The 15,313-nt window shown below is 35.5% G+C and carries 17 protein-coding genes; 2 read left to right on the top strand and 15 right to left on the bottom strand.

Features of this window, described 5'->3' with window-relative positions; genetic code table 11:
- Position 1: 1 nt before the first annotated feature.
- Both FIT79_RS03545 and FIT79_RS03540 read left to right on the top strand, forming a co-directional pair.
- Positions 2-577: a Maf family protein gene (locus FIT79_RS03545; protein ID WP_139875642.1), complete on the top strand. Its 576-nt coding sequence runs from the start codon at positions 2-4 to the stop codon at positions 575-577.
- Positions 577-1,296 carry an SAM-dependent methyltransferase gene (locus tag FIT79_RS03540; RefSeq protein ID WP_139875641.1) on the top strand — a complete coding sequence of 240 codons (720 nt, stop codon included), beginning with the start codon at positions 577-579 and terminating at the stop codon, positions 1,294-1,296. Before FIT79_RS03545 ends, FIT79_RS03540 begins: the two co-directional genes overlap by 1 nt.
- Here FIT79_RS03540 and rnhB read toward each other — a convergent pair.
- From rnhB to rpsB, 15 genes are all read right to left on the bottom strand, one after another.
- Complete coding sequence (rnhB, locus tag FIT79_RS03535; protein WP_139875640.1) at positions 1,285-1,860, bottom strand: ribonuclease HII; 576 nt, start codon at positions 1,858-1,860, stop codon at positions 1,285-1,287. The two genes, FIT79_RS03540 and rnhB, sit on opposite strands and share 12 nt — an antisense overlap.
- Before the next feature lie 2 nt (positions 1,861-1,862).
- A complete protein-coding gene (lpxB, locus tag FIT79_RS03530; protein ID WP_139875639.1) occupies positions 1,863-2,999 on the bottom strand; it encodes a lipid-A-disaccharide synthase in 1,137 nt (378 codons plus the stop codon).
- Between the two features lie 2 nt (positions 3,000-3,001).
- Entirely contained in the window at positions 3,002-3,775 is a 774-nt protein-coding gene (gene lpxA, locus FIT79_RS03525) for an acyl-ACP--UDP-N-acetylglucosamine O-acyltransferase (protein ID WP_223259659.1), read from the bottom strand.
- Between the two features lie 20 nt (positions 3,776-3,795).
- Complete coding sequence (gene fabZ / locus FIT79_RS03520; RefSeq protein WP_046489284.1) at positions 3,796-4,257, bottom strand: 3-hydroxyacyl-ACP dehydratase FabZ; 462 nt, start codon at positions 4,255-4,257, stop codon at positions 3,796-3,798.
- 14 nt (positions 4,258-4,271) lie between these two features.
- Positions 4,272-5,249: a UDP-3-O-(3-hydroxymyristoyl)glucosamine N-acyltransferase gene (gene lpxD, locus FIT79_RS03515; protein ID WP_139875637.1), complete on the bottom strand. Its 978-nt coding sequence runs from the start codon at positions 5,247-5,249 to the stop codon at positions 4,272-4,274.
- A gap of 21 nt (positions 5,250-5,270) precedes the next feature.
- On the bottom strand, positions 5,271-5,765 hold the full coding sequence (locus FIT79_RS03510) for an OmpH/Skp family outer membrane protein (protein ID WP_139875636.1): 495 nt from the start codon (positions 5,763-5,765) through the stop codon (positions 5,271-5,273).
- A 34-nt stretch (positions 5,766-5,799) separates the two neighbouring features.
- Positions 5,800-8,127: an outer membrane protein assembly factor BamA gene (bamA, locus tag FIT79_RS03505; RefSeq protein WP_139875635.1), complete on the bottom strand. Its 2,328-nt coding sequence runs from the start codon at positions 8,125-8,127 to the stop codon at positions 5,800-5,802.
- Positions 8,127-9,446, bottom strand: coding sequence for an RIP metalloprotease RseP (gene rseP / locus FIT79_RS03500; RefSeq protein ID WP_139875634.1), 1,320 nt, complete (start codon positions 9,444-9,446; stop codon positions 8,127-8,129). The genes bamA and rseP overlap by 1 nt, the downstream gene beginning before the upstream one ends.
- A complete protein-coding gene (gene ispC, locus FIT79_RS03495; protein WP_139875633.1) occupies positions 9,443-10,630 on the bottom strand; it encodes a 1-deoxy-D-xylulose-5-phosphate reductoisomerase in 1,188 nt (395 codons plus the stop codon). The genes rseP and ispC overlap by 4 nt, the downstream gene beginning before the upstream one ends.
- Positions 10,631-11,398 (bottom strand): phosphatidate cytidylyltransferase, encoded by a 768-nt coding sequence (locus FIT79_RS03490; protein WP_189644842.1) that lies wholly within the window; start codon positions 11,396-11,398, stop codon positions 10,631-10,633.
- 33 nt (positions 11,399-11,431) lie between these two features.
- Positions 11,432-12,172 (bottom strand): isoprenyl transferase, encoded by a 741-nt coding sequence (locus tag FIT79_RS03485; RefSeq protein ID WP_223259617.1) that lies wholly within the window; start codon positions 12,170-12,172, stop codon positions 11,432-11,434.
- Complete coding sequence (frr, locus tag FIT79_RS03480; protein ID WP_139875631.1) at positions 12,172-12,729, bottom strand: ribosome recycling factor; 558 nt, start codon at positions 12,727-12,729, stop codon at positions 12,172-12,174. The genes FIT79_RS03485 and frr overlap by 1 nt, the downstream gene beginning before the upstream one ends.
- Positions 12,730-12,744: 15 nt before the next feature.
- On the bottom strand, positions 12,745-13,470 hold the full coding sequence (gene pyrH, locus FIT79_RS03475) for a UMP kinase (RefSeq protein ID WP_139875630.1): 726 nt from the start codon (positions 13,468-13,470) through the stop codon (positions 12,745-12,747).
- Between the two features lie 91 nt (positions 13,471-13,561).
- Positions 13,562-14,437 carry a translation elongation factor Ts gene (gene tsf, locus FIT79_RS03470; RefSeq protein WP_139875629.1) on the bottom strand — a complete coding sequence of 292 codons (876 nt, stop codon included), beginning with the start codon at positions 14,435-14,437 and terminating at the stop codon, positions 13,562-13,564.
- Between the two features lie 83 nt (positions 14,438-14,520).
- Positions 14,521-15,273, bottom strand: a complete 753-nt coding sequence (gene rpsB / locus FIT79_RS03465) for a 30S ribosomal protein S2 (protein ID WP_139867674.1) — start codon at positions 15,271-15,273, stop codon at positions 14,521-14,523.
- Positions 15,274-15,313 lie beyond the last annotated feature (40 nt).

Here is a 15,313-nt window from a genome sequence, read left to right as displayed (position 1 = left end):
CATGTTAACGATTGTTTTGGCCTCATCATCGCCTTATAGAAGAGAATTACTATCACGATTTAAATTACCTTTTGATGTCTTTAGTCCCGATATTGATGAAACACCTCATAGGGGTGAAAAAGCAAAAGACATCTCCTTCAGACTTGCACGAGAAAAAGCATTTAAAGTAGCGCCGCACTATGCAAATTCATTGATCATCGGCTCCGACCAAACAGCAGAATGTCAAAATCAAATTATCGAAAAACCAAATACACATGAAAATGCTGTAAAACAACTCCAATTTTTAAGTGGGAAAATTGCAACTTTCTACACCTCACTTTGTTTGTTAAATACAAAAACAAAACAAGTACAAGAATGTGTCGTTGATTTTGAGGTGAAATATAAAAAATTAAATCAGAAAATAATTGAATCTTATTTGCTGAAAGAACAGCCATATAATTGCGTAGGAAGCGTCATGTCTGAAGGCCTGGGTATTACTCTTCTTGAATATATTAAAGGCGAAGATCCTACAGCATTGATAGGACTGCCACTCATTAAGCTATCGAACATGCTTGAAAATGAAGGTTTAGCATTGTAATGACAGATAAGACAAATGGGTGTTTGTACCTCATCCCTGTTCCGATTGATCAAAATGCTAAGGAATCTATTCTTTTAGAAAACCATCGAAAAATTGTCGAACGTCTGGATTATTTTGTAGTGGAAAATGAGAAAACAGCACGTTTTCATTTAAGCGCTCTTAATCTTCAAAAACCTATTAATCAATTACATTTTGAAGTATTAGATAAATCTACAATTGAAGCAGAAATTACAAATTATTTAAGGCCGCTTTTGGAAGGTTTTGATATTGGTTTAATTTCTGAATCAGGCTGCCCAGCAGTAGCTGACCCTGGATCAAAAATGGTTGCTTTGGCCCACCAAAAAAATATTAAGGTCATACCCATGATAGGCCCGTCGTCAATCATTTTAGCCCTTATGGCATCAGGCCTTAATGGGCAGCAATTTAAGTTTCATGGCTACCTTCCTTCAGAAAAAGAAGACAGAATAAAGAAAATTATTTCAATTGAAAATGATTCAAGCAAGAATCATGAGACTCAGATTTTTATTGAAACGCCCTACAGAAACCAGCATATTTTTAATGATTTGATAAGTAAACTTCAAGACAGAACAAAGCTTTGTGTTGCATTAGATATCTCATCAGAAAATGAATTTATTTTAACGAAAAATATAAAAGACTGGAAAAAAGAAATGACGCCAGATTTAAAAAATAAGCCCTGTGTATTTTTACTAGAATGCTAGCATTTCTTTTATAGGTGAGAAACTTCTTCGGTGATACTCACAAAGACCTTCGTATTTAATCATTTCTATATGTAATTTTGTTGGGTAACCCTTATGTTTTTTAAATTGATACTTAGGATAAATCTTATCAATCTCTATCATTTCAAGATCACGTTCTGTTTTTGCAATAATTGAAGCTGCTGAAATCTCGGCAACTTTATCGTCACCTTTGACAATCGCCTCACAAGGATGCTCTACTTGAGGACAAAATAATCCATCTACCACAATTTTGATTGAGACGTAGCCGTTTAAACCTTCAATTGCTCTTTTCATAGCTAATAATGTTGCCTGGTGGATATTAAGCTTATCAATTTCTGATGCGCTACATATACCTAAAGACCAAGCTAAAGCATTTTTCTTTATATGTGCTGCAAGAGTATATCTTTTAGATTCGGATATTTTTTTAGAGTCACGCAAACCTTCGGTGTCGAAATCAGGGCCCAAAATAACGGCAGCTGCATAAACTGGCCCTGCCAAAGGTCCTCTTCCCGCTTCATCAACACCACAAATTAAATTTGTATGCATTTTTATTTAATGAATTTTAAAATAATTTTATTTAAGCGCTCAGATGTATTTTGTTTTAGTTGATGATGTATTTTCGTAAATTGAATTAAAAGATTTTTTCTATAAGGCGCATCTTTTAAAATTTCGATAGCTTTTGAAGTGATATTTTCCGGTGTAGCTTCTTTTTGCAAAAGCTCCGGTACAAAAAATTTGTTTAGAAGTATGTTTGGAAGGCTTACATAAGGCAAATAACGCATGCGCTTAAGAATTTGCCAACTGATCGATGACATTTTATAGATAACTACCATAGGCTTTTTATAAAGAGCTGTTTCAAGCGTTGCAGTTCCTGATGCAACAATAACAAGGTCAGCAGCATTAATTGCATCTGATGCGTGGCCAATAAGAATCTGGATATCTAACTCTGCATGCGTATTCTTAAATAAAGCTCTCGAAAAAATATCATATGTCTCCCTGGTAGGCAGTGGTACCAAAAATTTCACATCTCGTATTTTTTTTGAAAGTTCAATCGCTGACTCAATAAGGAGTTGCGCATGCCATTTCACTTCCCCTTGCCTACTTCCAGGAAGAAGCGCTATAACTCTAGTAGCTTTAATAATTTTAAGTTTAGCTTGAGCTTTCTTTTTGTTTGGGTTGAGGGGAATCATCTCAGCAAGCGGGTGCCCTACAAAAGTTGCTTCGATATTAGCTTTTGAATAAATTTTTTTTTCAAAGGGAAATATAGTCAGCATATGATCTATCGATTTTTTAATCATTTTAAGTCTATCCTCTCTCCACGCCCATATAGATGGACTAACGTAGTGAATCACAGGAATACCTTTTTTCTTTAACTGTCTTTCAATCCAAAAATTAAAGTCAGGGGCATCAACGCCAATAAACAAATCAGGTTTTGCATTGAGAATTTGATTTAAAAGATTTTTTCTTAATTTTAAAAGGTGAAATAATTTTTTGATGGCTTCAAAATAACCCCTTACTGAAAGTTCTTCCATTGGGAAATATGATAAGGCACCCTCTTTAACCATTTTTGGTCCAGCGACACCTATAAACTTAAGGTCAGAACGGATTGATTTTAACGACTTAATTAAGTGACTTCCTAGCAAGTCTCCGGAAGATTCTCCGGCAACTATGGCAATCGTTTTCATAATTAACGAATAATACCGCGGGTAGATTTTGCAATAAAATCGATATAAAGATTCAGAGCGTCGGTATCTTTACTTAGCAATTTAATTTTTTCTTGAGACTCGTTTAGAGAGAGGCCTTGGCGATATAAAATCTTATAAGCTTCTTTAATTTTTGCAATAATCTTCGGATCGAAGCCTCTTCTTTTTAGCCCTTCTGCATTAATACCATTCGGCTTTGCATCATAACCAGCTGCTATAACATAAGGCGGGATGTCTTTAAAGACTACTGTATTGACTGCTGTAATGATATGGCTGCCAATCTTACAAAACTGATGAACAAGAGTGAATCCTCCAAGTATCGCGTAATCATCAATCGACACGTGGCCTGCAAGGGATGTGTTATTCGCAAGTATGATTTGATTTTTAATTTCACAGTCATGGGCTATGTGGACGTAGGCCATAATCCAATTATCATTACCTATTTTTGTTATTCCATGATCTTGCGCTGTGCCTCGATTAAAAGTGCAGAATTCTCTAATGGTATTATTGTCACCAATTTCTAGGAATGTTTTTTCTTGATTGTATTTTTTATCTTGAGGCGCTTCGCCGATTGAGCTGTAGTGGTAGATATGATTATTTTTTCCAATTGTAGTATTCCCAGTTATGGTTACATGGTTTCCAATAACTGAACCTGCTCCAATTTTAACTTCTGCATCAATAATAGAATAAGGCCCAACTTTAACGCTGGAATCTAAACTGGCTTTAGGGCTAACAATTGCGGTAGGATGAATCAAAATAATATTACAACTCTATAAATTTATTTTTTTTCGATAGGCTTTAAAATACACATCATGCTCGCTTCAGCCACGATTTCATCATTAACTTTGGCAACTGCAATATACTTCCATATACCTTTTAAAACGCGATCTATCTTTACATGGATAATAAGTTGATCACCAGGGGAAACTGGTTTTTTGAAACGTGCGCTATCTATTCCGGCAAAATAATAAACTGAATCATCTGATGGTTTTGTATCCATTGTTTTAAAAGATAAAATAGCTGCAGCTTGTGCCATTGCTTCTACAATTAAAACGCCTGGCATTACAGGATAGTAAGGAAAGTGACCTGGAAAAAAAGGTTCGTTAATTGAAACATTTTTTATGGCGAAAATTTCTTTCCCGAGCTCCATTGAAATTACTCTATCAATAAGCACAAAAGGATATCTGTGCGGTAAGTGATTTAAAATTTCATGTATGTCCATTGCAGTATTTTCAGCCATCTTTACTATTCCTATTATTTTAGTCTTTTAATTTTTGCTGCTGTTTTAAGCCATTTTTCATGATCTTGGAAAGGCATAAGCGCAGTGTAAGTTCCGGAAGTTTTGATTGATCTTGTAATCATTGAGCCAGGTGAGATAGTCACATTATCTGTAATTGATAAATGCCCTAAGATCATAGCAGCTCCTCCGATAGCACAATTTTTGCCGATTTTAGCACTGCCTGCAATACCAACACATCCTGCAATAATCGTATTTTCACCAACCAAACAGTTGTGACCAATTTGCACTAAATTATCAATTTTAACGCCGCTAGAGATAATAGTATCATCTAAAGCACCTCGATCTATGGTTGAATTTGAGCCAATATCAACGTTATCACCTAAAATCACTCTTCCTATTTGAGGAATAGCTAGCCACTTGCTATCATCTTTTGCATAACCAAAACCATCTGAGCCAATGATGCAGCCGGCATAAAGGATGCAGTTTTTACCGATGATTGTATTTGCCTTTATGACAACATGGGGGTGAATAACTGAAGCATTACCAATTGCACTATCAGCCTCAACTATTGAGCCTGCATGAATAACGACTTCATCACCAAGAGAAACATTTTCCTCAATAACAACATTGGGGCCAATGTATATATCCTGACCCAACTTGCAACTCGAATGAATAATTGCAGATTTATGAATTTCTTTTTTTAAAGTTTTGCTAGGATTTAGTAACTGAGATACCTTCGCAAAATACAAATATGGATTATCTATGACTATGGAGGTGCCTGAACGATCAGGGAGGTCAACTCTATTAATTATAACAACTGCTGCTTTTGTGCTTTTTAATAAATCTGAATATTTCGGATTATTAAAAAAAGAAATTGAATTTTGATGAGCTGACTCAAGTGAGCCTACAGAGTTAATAAGTAAGTTTGAATCGCCTATTAACTCGCCGCCTAATTTTTTTACTAGATCACCAGATGTGATTGTTTGGCCCATAAGAACAATTTAGGCCAGCTATTATTTTTTACCTAATGATTTTAAGATCTTATCTGTAATATCAATTTTTTCACTAGCATAAGCAACGCCATTATATAGAACAAGATCAAATCCCTCTGCTTTAGCAACAGATGTAACAGCTTTATTAATCTGCTCTTGAAGGCCGCCAAGCTCTTCATTTCGTCTAATATTAATATCTTCCCTTAATTCACGTTCTTTGCGCTGAACATCAACGCGGAGTTGAGACAGTGACTTTTCCTTGGTGTCACGTTCAGATTCTTTCATTGTTAAAGCATCTTTAGAAAAAGAAGATTCTCTTTCTTTTAAAGATTTAACGTCTGCTTTTAATTTATCTGTGCGCGAACTAAATTCTTTTTCAAGTTTTTTATTACTCTCAATGGTTTGTGGTGCTTCTTGTAAGATTTTATCTACTTGTACAAAACCTATTTTTAGTTCTGCGTGGGAAGTAATACTTGCAGTAAGTAAAACTGCTAAAATCAAAAAATTATATTTCACTTAAATTATCTCCTAATATATTTATAGATAAAAATTAAAATTGCTGGCCCATTTGAAATTGAATGTTTTCAGTGACATCAGTAGCTTGATTATTAAAAGGCTTAGCATAAACCAATTTTAGAGGTCCAAAGGGCGATACCCACATAACACCAACACCTGCAGAATACCTTAAAGAGGCTAAATCAACCCCTTCATTTTCAGTATAAACATTACCAGCATCAATGAAAGTACTCAAGCGAAATTGATCATTATTTTTTATAAACGGCATAGGCATAAACAATTCAGCATTGACAACAAGTTGCTTGTTACCACCCAAGAATAAATTTTGTCCATTAGCCGTATTCATTTGATATGGACCAATTGCAGACTGTCGATACCCCCTAACGCTATTAACACCTCCAACAAAAAGATTTTTAAAGAAGGGGAACGGTTTATCACCATAGCTATCAGTATAAGCAAATTGCCCATTTAAACCAAAGGTAATAGAATTATTTATTTTAGTGTACTCTGAGTTTTGTAGAAAAACTTTATAGGTTTGAATATCAAATCCGGGAACAGATAATTCTCCATTCACTCTTGTTAAACGACCTTCCTTAGGCATCATTAAGTTATCTCGGGTATCTAAAGACCAACCAAGTGAAGCACCCAGCTGAGTCATTGAGCAAGCTGATGAATTATTTGTACCGGTGAGACGATTACAAAAGTCAATGTATCTATCAGGAGAGACTCCAACTACAAGATTGCTGACTTCCGTATTATCTAAAATTATCCCGTAACTTATTGCATTTTTTTCAGATAAAGGCACTGTTAAGCCGAGCGAAAGTCCATAAGAGGAAGTGTTGTAAGAAACTACTCTAAGTGATGAAGTGTTTACATCACGCCTATATACTCCGTAATTTAAAGCTATACCTTCAGGGGTAAAAAAAGGCTTTGTTACGTTCAATGCGTAGGTTTTATTTATTGATCCGGTATTAACTTGGGCAGAAACTCTGTCGCCAGTACCAAGAAAATTTGCTTGCGTTACATTAAAACTGCCGACCAATCCTTCAGCACTGCTTAAGCCGGCTCCAAGCATAACACTACCAGTATTTTTTTCGGTAACTTTAACCTTAATATCTACTTGGTCCGTGGTTCCAGGAACAGCTGGCGTTTCAGTATTTACGTCAGAGAAAAATTGTGTTCGATTTAATCTTACTTTAGATCGGTCTATTTTATCGGCTGCATACCAGCCAGACTCAACTTGTCTGAATTCACGCCTAACCACATCATCACGGGTACGTTGATTACCTTCAATATCAATACGCCTAACATAAACTTTACGTCCAGGATCTACAAAGAAAGTAAATGATGCAGTTTGTTCATCTTTATTAATTTCTGGTATTGCATTGACATTCGAAAAGGCAAAACCATCATTACCCAAGCGACTATTCATCGCCTTGGTTGATTCGGTGATTTTTTGTCGACTAAAAATATCATCTTTTTTAATTTTAATTAATCTTTGCAATTCGCTTTCAGGTACTTGCTGAAGATCACCCGCAAGCTTTACATCAGACACTTTATATTTCGGACCCTCTGAAATATTAATAGTGATATAGACGTCATCTTTTTCTGGTGTAATAGATACTTGCGTTGAATCAACTGAAAATTCTAAATACCCACGATTCATATAGAAAGATTTAAGAGATTCCAAATCGGCTGTAAGTTTTTGTTTTGAATACTGATCATCTTTGTACCACCATGAAAGCCAATTAGTTGTTTTAAGTTCAAAGCTTGATGTGATATCAGATGAACTGTAAATTTGATTACCAACAATATTAATTTCTTTTATTCTTGAAATAATCCCTTCCTCAATATCAAATCTAATAGCCACTCTATTCCTTTCAAGCGGGAATGAGGATGTTTTTACGTTGGCTGAATATTTACCAAGAGATAAATATTGTTTTTTTATTTCTTGTTCCATAAACACCAATTTTGTCTTATCAAAAATTTGGCCTTCAGCCAATCCTATGGATTTTAAGCTTTCTTTTAATTTGTCTGTTTGAAACATTTTATTACCAGAAAATTGAATATCAGCGATCGAAGGTCGCTCTTGCACAGTAATAAGAAGAATATTTTGATCAGATTCTATACGCACGTCTTTAAAAAATCCTGTGCGATAAAGTGATTTAATGGCTTCGGATGATTTATCCTCAGTCATCGTATCGCCTACTTGCACTGGAAGGTAATTAAAAACGGTGCCAGGCTCAGTCCTTTGAAGGCCTTCAATTTTAATATCTTTGATGACGAAAGGCTCCATAGCAAAGGCTGCTATAGAGAGTAGGAGGAGTGAAATGAATAAAGCTAGTTTAGATCTTAATGTCATTAGCTTCCTAACAGGTATCGACAGGCGTCATTATACATCGCTATTCCAGTAAGTAAACCCAAAATTAACATTCCAACCCTTTGACTTATCATCATTTTTTTGTTTGATAAGGGCTTCCTTCTAACAAACTCAATGAGATAGAAAAGTAAATAACCCCCATCTAATAATGGGATAGGCAATAAATTCAATATCCCAATATTTAAACTAATCAATCCAATAAACTGAATGTAAGGGAAAGTCCCTTCCACAAATGAAGAAGAAGCCATATGTGCAATTGCTATAGGCCCACCCAAATCTTTAAAATCGGTTTTTTGTGTAAGTAGATTCTTAAATGTTTTTAAGGTTAGGTTGAAAAAAGCATAAGTTTGGACCAATGATTTTTTAATAGACTCTTCAAATGTGCGCTTTACTTCAACTAAATGAGTCTTAATAATTACATCATCATAACCTAGTGCAATCCCAATTCTTTTTTTATCGACTTTACTTTCAAATATTTCTTTATCTATATGAATACATTGAATAATATTTTCTCTTTTTATCGTTAAAGAATAAGACTGTGACCAGTTTTTTTGCACACTAGCGATCAAATCTGGAATGTCTTTAATGGGAATTTGATCTACCATAAGCATTTGATCATGTGTCCGTAACCCTATTTTTTCAGCAATACTTCCTGCCTCCACTGATTGAATTAAAATGGGGAGTCCGTATGGAAAAACCTTGATTTCATCGGTCCATAAAAGATTTTTAATATGGGTGATCTCGCCATTCCGCTTCAAGCCTACATCTTGAAATACTTTTTTTTGGTCTTTTATGGAAGTAAGTAAGTCTTCTAAGGATTTGATTTCACTGCCATCAAGGGATGCGATCTCATCCCCCGCTCTAAGTCCTAACTGGTAAGCTTCGCTCGAAATTGGAAGTTCACTAATGCATGGCTTAATTTGCTTTGAACCATGCATAAAGATAAAAGAAAAAATCAAAATACCCAAAATAATATTAATTAAGGGGCCGGCAGCCACAATAAGAAAACGTTTGATTAAAGGCTGTCGATTAAATGCTCTTTTAAGATCAATTTTGTTAACTTTTTCACTTGTCTCAATATTATTTTCGTCTAAAAGCTTTACATAGCCACCTAAGGGGATAGAAGATATAACAAATTCGGTTCTATCTTTGCCAAAACGAAAAGTAAAAAGAGGTTTGCCAAATCCAATTGAGAACTTTAATACTTTAACATTGCACCAACGTGCCATTTGAAAATGACCAAATTCATGAATGCCTACAACAATACTAATCGTAAGAATAAAGACAAAAAAAGTTGTCATGAAGTTAAGTTATGACAATCAATCCAAGAAAGTGCAAGGTGACGTGTCTTACTATCCACATCTAAAACTGTTTCGATGGAATCTAAGCTTTGAGGCTCAACAGCATCCATACAAAATTCAATCAATTCTGCGATCTGATTAAAAGTGATAGATTCGTTTAAAAAAGCTTCAACAGCTACTTCATTAGCTGCATTGAGAATAGTAGGTGCATTATTGCCTATATGAAGCGCTTTGTAAGCCAATCCAAGGCAAGGAAATTTATCTAAATCAGGTGCTTCAAAATCAAGTCTTTTTGTTTTAATAAGATCAAGCCCCAAAACTCCGGATTCAATTCTTTCGGGGTGACTTAATGCATAAGCAATAGGCGTTCTCATATCGGGATTGCCCAATTGCGCAAGCGTACTTCCATCAACATACTCTACAAGGGAATGAATAATACTTTGAGGGTGAATAACCACTTCAATATCTGAAGATGGAATATTAAATAACCAACAAGCCTCAATTACTTCTAGACCTTTATTCATCATCGTTGCGGAATCGATCGTAATCTTTTTGCCCATAATCCAATTTGGATGACGTAAAGCATCTTTCGGTGTCACATATTTAAGCTCTTCCTTAGTAGAAGTCCTAAAAGGTCCACCAGATGCAGTCAATAAAATTTTTCTAATGCCATTGGATTTATAGTTTAATTTTTTACTTTGTGGCAGCACTTGTAAAATCGCATTATGTTCGCTATCTATAGGTATTAAGGTGGCATTAGATTGTTTTACAGCTTTAACAAACAATTCCCCGGCCATGACAAGCGTTTCTTTGTTGGCTAACAAAATCTTTTTTCCACTATTTGCGGCTGCCATTGTAGGCTTAAGTCCTGCCGCACCTACAATAGCTGAAATAACTGTGTTCGTTTCTTTATGAGAAGCAAGCCAATCTAGAGAATTTTCATCATCTAAAACAATTGTTTTTGAATTAAATGCAAGTAAATTTTTCTTAAGTTGTTGGTTTGCCTCTCGATTTAAAGCAAAGGCAAATTGAGGTTCAAATTCCCTACATTGCTCTGTTAATAGATCAACATTTCCATTTGCTGTGAGCGCAAAAACCTTATATTTATCTTGATGAAGCTTTATAACTTGAAGTGCATTGCAACCAATACTTCCAGTTGAGCCTAAGATAACAATTGTTTCCACTTAAATAAGTCGCCCGAAAAAAGATGGTGAAACAAGCATTAAAGTCGCGAGAGGAAGGCTAGAACACAAACTATCAATCCGATCAAGAACGCCACCGTGACCAGGGATTAAATCTCCACTATCTTTAACTTTAGCCACTCTCTTAATGTATGACTCAAATAAATCGCCTTCAACACTTAACAATAAAATTAAAATAAAAAATAAAATAGATTCGTAAGAATTAACAAAGCCAAAATAAGTCAGTGTGATCGAAAATAATGAAACAACAAATAGAGCTCCTATAAAGCCTTCCCATGTTTTACCGGGGCTAATAGACGGCGCAAGCTTTCTCTTACCAAATTGTTTTCCAAAAAAATAAGCACCCGAATCTGCGAGCCAAATAGTCATTAAAACGAGAAGCACAGCCCAAGGACTTAATTGAATCAAATAATTTAAAGCAACAATAAGCGGAATGATCAACATCCAGCCAATCAAAGAACTAAAGTAGAAATTTTTAAGATGTATTTTAAATACTAAAAATAAAGGTGCTATAAAAATCCAAAAGATGGAGGCGCCTATTAAAATAAATCTAGCCTGATCATAAGTGATAAATTTATCAATTAGATAAATGAAGCATAACGAGATGGCTAAAAAAATCTTTTTTTCAAGAGATTTGAAATATAAAAGTTTTGACCATTCATAGAGCGCTAAGAGTGAAGTTATATAGACGACAAATGAAAAAAAACTTCCTGAAAATAGAAAAAGGGAGGATAAAAAAACTAAAAGCATAATAAAAGCTGAGAATATTCTTGATATCAACATTTATAATTGCTCGCTTGTTTTACCATACCGGCGCTCTCTTTTTTGAAATTCAAGCAATGCAGTCATAAGTGCGCTTTCATTAAAATCAGGCCATAACGTCTCTGTAAAATAAAGCTCAGAATATGAAAACTGCCAAATTAAAAAATTACTAATACGTTTTTCTCCGCCGGTTCTAATTAAGAGGTCCGGATCTGGTGCGTAATTTAAAGATAGGTTTTGAATGAGATTTTTTTGAGTTAATGGTTTTTTAGAAAGCGTTTCTTTTTGATATTTATTAACTGCATTCACAATATCCCATCTTCCACCATAATTTATTGCAACACTTAATGTTAGTCCAGTATTTTTTTCAGTAAGCTTTTCAAGTTCTTTTATTTTATCAACGAGTTTTTTTGGAAACGGTTTTTGGTCACCAATTAACTTAAATCTGACATTATGCTTAATGAGGGCTGACGATTCTTTTTTAATTGATTCTTGAAACAATGACATTAAAAAATTAACTTCCTGTGTAGGTCTCAACCAATTTTCTGTGCTAAAAGCAAATAATGTTAGAAAAGGTATGTTTAATTTTTGGCATTGCGTAATGACTGTTCTAACTGATTCTAAACCTTTTTTATGGCCGGAAATGCGTGGCATTAGTCGTTTCTTTGCCCATCTCCCATTACCGTCCATAATAATAGCGATATGTTTAGGTTTTTCTAATAGCGCTTCTTTGGCTCGTAATGGACGAAAGAAATTAAACACTAAATTGCGAGTAATTCAGATTCTTTTGTTTGAAGAAGTTTATCGATTTCGGCGATAAACTTATCTGTAATTTTTTGAACTTCATCTTGCGATCTTCGTTCATCATCTTCACTGATTTCTTTTTCTTTGATTAATTTTTTTAGGGAGTCATTTGCATCGCGCCTAATATTTCGCATTGCTACTTTAGCTGACTCAGCTTCTGTTCGAACAACTTTTATAAGATCCCTTCTACGCTCTTCTGTCAGTGTGGGCATAGGGACGCGAATAAGGTCACCAGATGTTGCGGGATTTAATCCAAGGTCGCTATCGCGAATCGCTTTTTCGATTTTCGCGACCATACTCTTCTCATAAGGCTGCACATTGATTGTTTTTGCATCACCTAAATTAACACCAGCTACCTGATTAATAGGAACTATAGAACCATAATAATCAATGACAATATGATCCAAAAGTCCAGTATGTGCTCTACCTGTTCTAACTTTTGCAAGATCAGACTTAAAAGAGTCTAGAGATTTTTGCATCTTTTCACTTACATTTACTTTAATTGCTTCAGTCATGACCATCCTCTTTAATCAATGTATATTAGGCATCACGAGCGTACCTTCATTTTGTCCTAATAAAATATTTTTTAATGCCCCTGATTTAAATATATTAAATACTGCGATCGGTAATTGTTGGTCTCGACATAAAGTCAGGGCTGTGGCATCCATGACTTTTAAATCCTTTTGAATGGCTTCATCAAAACTGACAACTTCGTATCGCTTTGCCTTTGGATTTTTTTTAGGGTCTTCTGAATAAATACCATCGACTTTGGTCGCTTTAATCATAATATCTGCATTCATTTCTACGCCTCGCAATGCTGCTGCTGTATCAGTCGTAAAGAAGGGATTACCTGTTCCTGCAGCGAATATAACCACTTTACCCTCTTCAAGATAGCGAATAGCCTTGCCACGAATATATGGCTCTACCACTTGTTCGATATTTAGCGCTGATTGAACACGGGCTACAATTCCTACATGTTTCATGGCATCTTGAAGAGCCAATGCATTCATCACAGTAGCCATCATGCCCATATAATCTGCAGTCGCCCTATCCATACCTGCAGCGCCTAAAGCTACACCTCTAAAAATATTGCCGCCACCAATCACAATACCCATTTGAATTTTTAAATCGAGCGCTTCTTTAATCTCATGAACTATATTTGAAATAGTATGCTGATTAATACCAAACGGATCTTCGCCCATCAAGGCTTCGCCTGATATTTTCAACATAATTCTTTTGTATGCAGATTGGGCCATAATTTTCCTTAAAGTTTAACGTATTTTTAAACCAGGGGGCATAAAAAAAGGACTGTATAAATCATACAATCCTTTAAATGCTTTGATAAGACTAAACCTTTGCTGCCGCTGCAACTTCTGCGGCGTAATCTACTACCGCCTTTTCAATGCCTTCAGCTACAGAATAAATGCTAAAAGCATTCACAGTTGCGTTGTTAGCTTTCAATAATTGCTCAACGCTTACTTTGTCATCTTTCACAAAAGGTTGATTCAGTAATGTGACCTCTTTAAGGAATTTTTGCACTGTGCCTTCTGCAATTTTTTCTAACATAGCTTCTGGTTTTCCAGCCTCTTTTGCTTTTTCAATCGCTACACGTTTCTCAACCTCAATTAATGCAGCATCAATGCCAGATGCATTAAGTGCTTTGGGTTTATTTGCTGCAATATGCATGGCTAAATCTTTTCCTAAAGCCTCATCTCCACCCTGAAGGTCTAAAAGCACGCCAATTCTTCCGCTGTGAATATAACTAAATATTTGACCCGTTGTTTGATAACGAACAAATCGACGCGGTGTAATATTTTCACCAATTTTACCCACAAGCTGAGTGCGAACTTCCTCAGCATTACCAGAAGCCATATTTAAACTTGTTAAAGCCTCGATGTTAGCTGGATTCTTTTCATTAATGGTGCTTACAAGTTCGTTTGAATACTTTAAAAAGTCTTCATTTTTCGCGCAAAAATCTGTCTCTGAGTTAACTTCAAGCAGCGTTCCTGTTTTGCCGTCTTTAGCTACAAAAGCAATCACAATACCCTCAGCGGCCAATCTTCCGGCAGCTTTACTTGCTTTATTTCCGAAACGAACTCTTAAAATTTCTTCAGCGCGCACGCTGTCACCATCAGCTTCAGTTAATGCTTTTTTACAATCCATCATAGGTGCGTCTGTGCGATCACGTAGGTCTTTGACCATGCTTGCTGTTATTTCTGCCACTTTGATTACTCCTTAAAAACTGTATGAATAAATTTATTATTAAAAAAGGGGCATGAAGCCCCTTTTAAATAATGCTTTAAAAATTACTCAGCGACTGCCTCAGTCACTTCTACAAATTCTTCTTCTTGCGATACTGACTTAGCAAGTTCATTTAATGCCTGACTTTTACCTTCTAATACTGCGTCAGCCATACCTCTTGCGTAGAGTCTAATGGCTCTACTTGAGTCGTCGTTGCCAGGAATCACATATGAAATGTCATCAGGTGAATTATTAGTGTCTACAACACCAATGATAGGTATACCAAGCTTATTTGCTTCAACTATAGCGCCACTCTCATGACCTACGTCGATTACAAAAATTGCATCAGGAAGTGCTGTCATATCTTTAATACCGCCAATTGAGCGTTGTAATTTTTCATAGTCACGCTTATAGCCTAACGCTTCTTTTTTATTAAACTTAAGTAAACTTCCATCTTCAAGCATCGCTTCGTAATCATTAAGACGCTTAATAGACTGTCTCACTGTTTTAAAATTTGTGAGCATACCGCCTAACCAGCGATGATTAACGTAAGAAACACCAGCGCGAGAAGCTTCTTCTTTAAGAATTTCTCGGGCTTGTCTTTTCGTACCTACAAAAAGAATTCGTCCTTTGTTTGCAGCAAGAGTGCGGATATACTTCAAGGCCTCTTGGAACATTGGTAATGTTTTTTCTAGGTTAACAATATGAATTTTATTCCTGTCGCCAAAAATATATGGTGCCATTCTTGGATTCCAGTAACGGGTTTGGTGGCCGAAATGGACCCCCGCTTCTAACATTTGACGCATAGTAACTGACATAATTGACTCCGTTGTTATGGGTTAAAAAAACATCACCTAA

The organism is Candidatus Methylopumilus universalis, from assembly GCF_006365315.1.
In the GTDB taxonomy this organism is placed as follows: domain Bacteria; phylum Pseudomonadota; class Gammaproteobacteria; order Burkholderiales; family Methylophilaceae; genus Methylopumilus; species Methylopumilus universalis.
Note: the sequence above shows the minus strand (reverse complement) of the source record. Positions and strands in the feature narration are given on the sequence as shown.

Coding starts and splice junctions, on each gene's coding strand:
- FIT79_RS03545 (WP_139875642.1), top strand. CDS start 2: ATGTTAACGATTGTTTTGGCCTCATCATCGCCTTATAGAAGAGAATTA.
- lpxB (WP_139875639.1), bottom strand. CDS start 2,999: ATGAAAACGATTGCCATAGTTGCCGGAGAATCTTCCGGAGACTTGCTA.
- FIT79_RS03490 (WP_189644842.1), bottom strand. CDS start 11,398: ATGCTTTTAGTTTTTTTATCCTCCCTTTTTCTATTTTCAGGAAGTTTT.
- rpsB (WP_139867674.1), bottom strand. CDS start 15,273: ATGTCAGTTACTATGCGTCAAATGTTAGAAGCGGGGGTCCATTTCGGC.
- rseP (WP_139875634.1), bottom strand. CDS start 9,446: ATGACAACTTTTTTTGTCTTTATTCTTACGATTAGTATTGTTGTAGGC.
- pyrH (WP_139875630.1), bottom strand. CDS start 13,470: ATGGCCCAATCTGCATACAAAAGAATTATGTTGAAAATATCAGGCGAA.
- rnhB (WP_139875640.1), bottom strand. CDS start 1,860: ATGCATACAAATTTAATTTGTGGTGTTGATGAAGCGGGAAGAGGACCT.
- frr (WP_139875631.1), bottom strand. CDS start 12,729: ATGACTGAAGCAATTAAAGTAAATGTAAGTGAAAAGATGCAAAAATCT.
- bamA (WP_139875635.1), bottom strand. CDS start 8,127: ATGACATTAAGATCTAAACTAGCTTTATTCATTTCACTCCTCCTACTC.
- fabZ (WP_046489284.1), bottom strand. CDS start 4,257: ATGGCTGAAAATACTGCAATGGACATACATGAAATTTTAAATCACTTA.
- lpxD (WP_139875637.1), bottom strand. CDS start 5,249: ATGGGCCAAACAATCACATCTGGTGATCTAGTAAAAAAATTAGGCGGC.
- FIT79_RS03540 (WP_139875641.1), top strand. CDS start 577: ATGACAGATAAGACAAATGGGTGTTTGTACCTCATCCCTGTTCCGATT.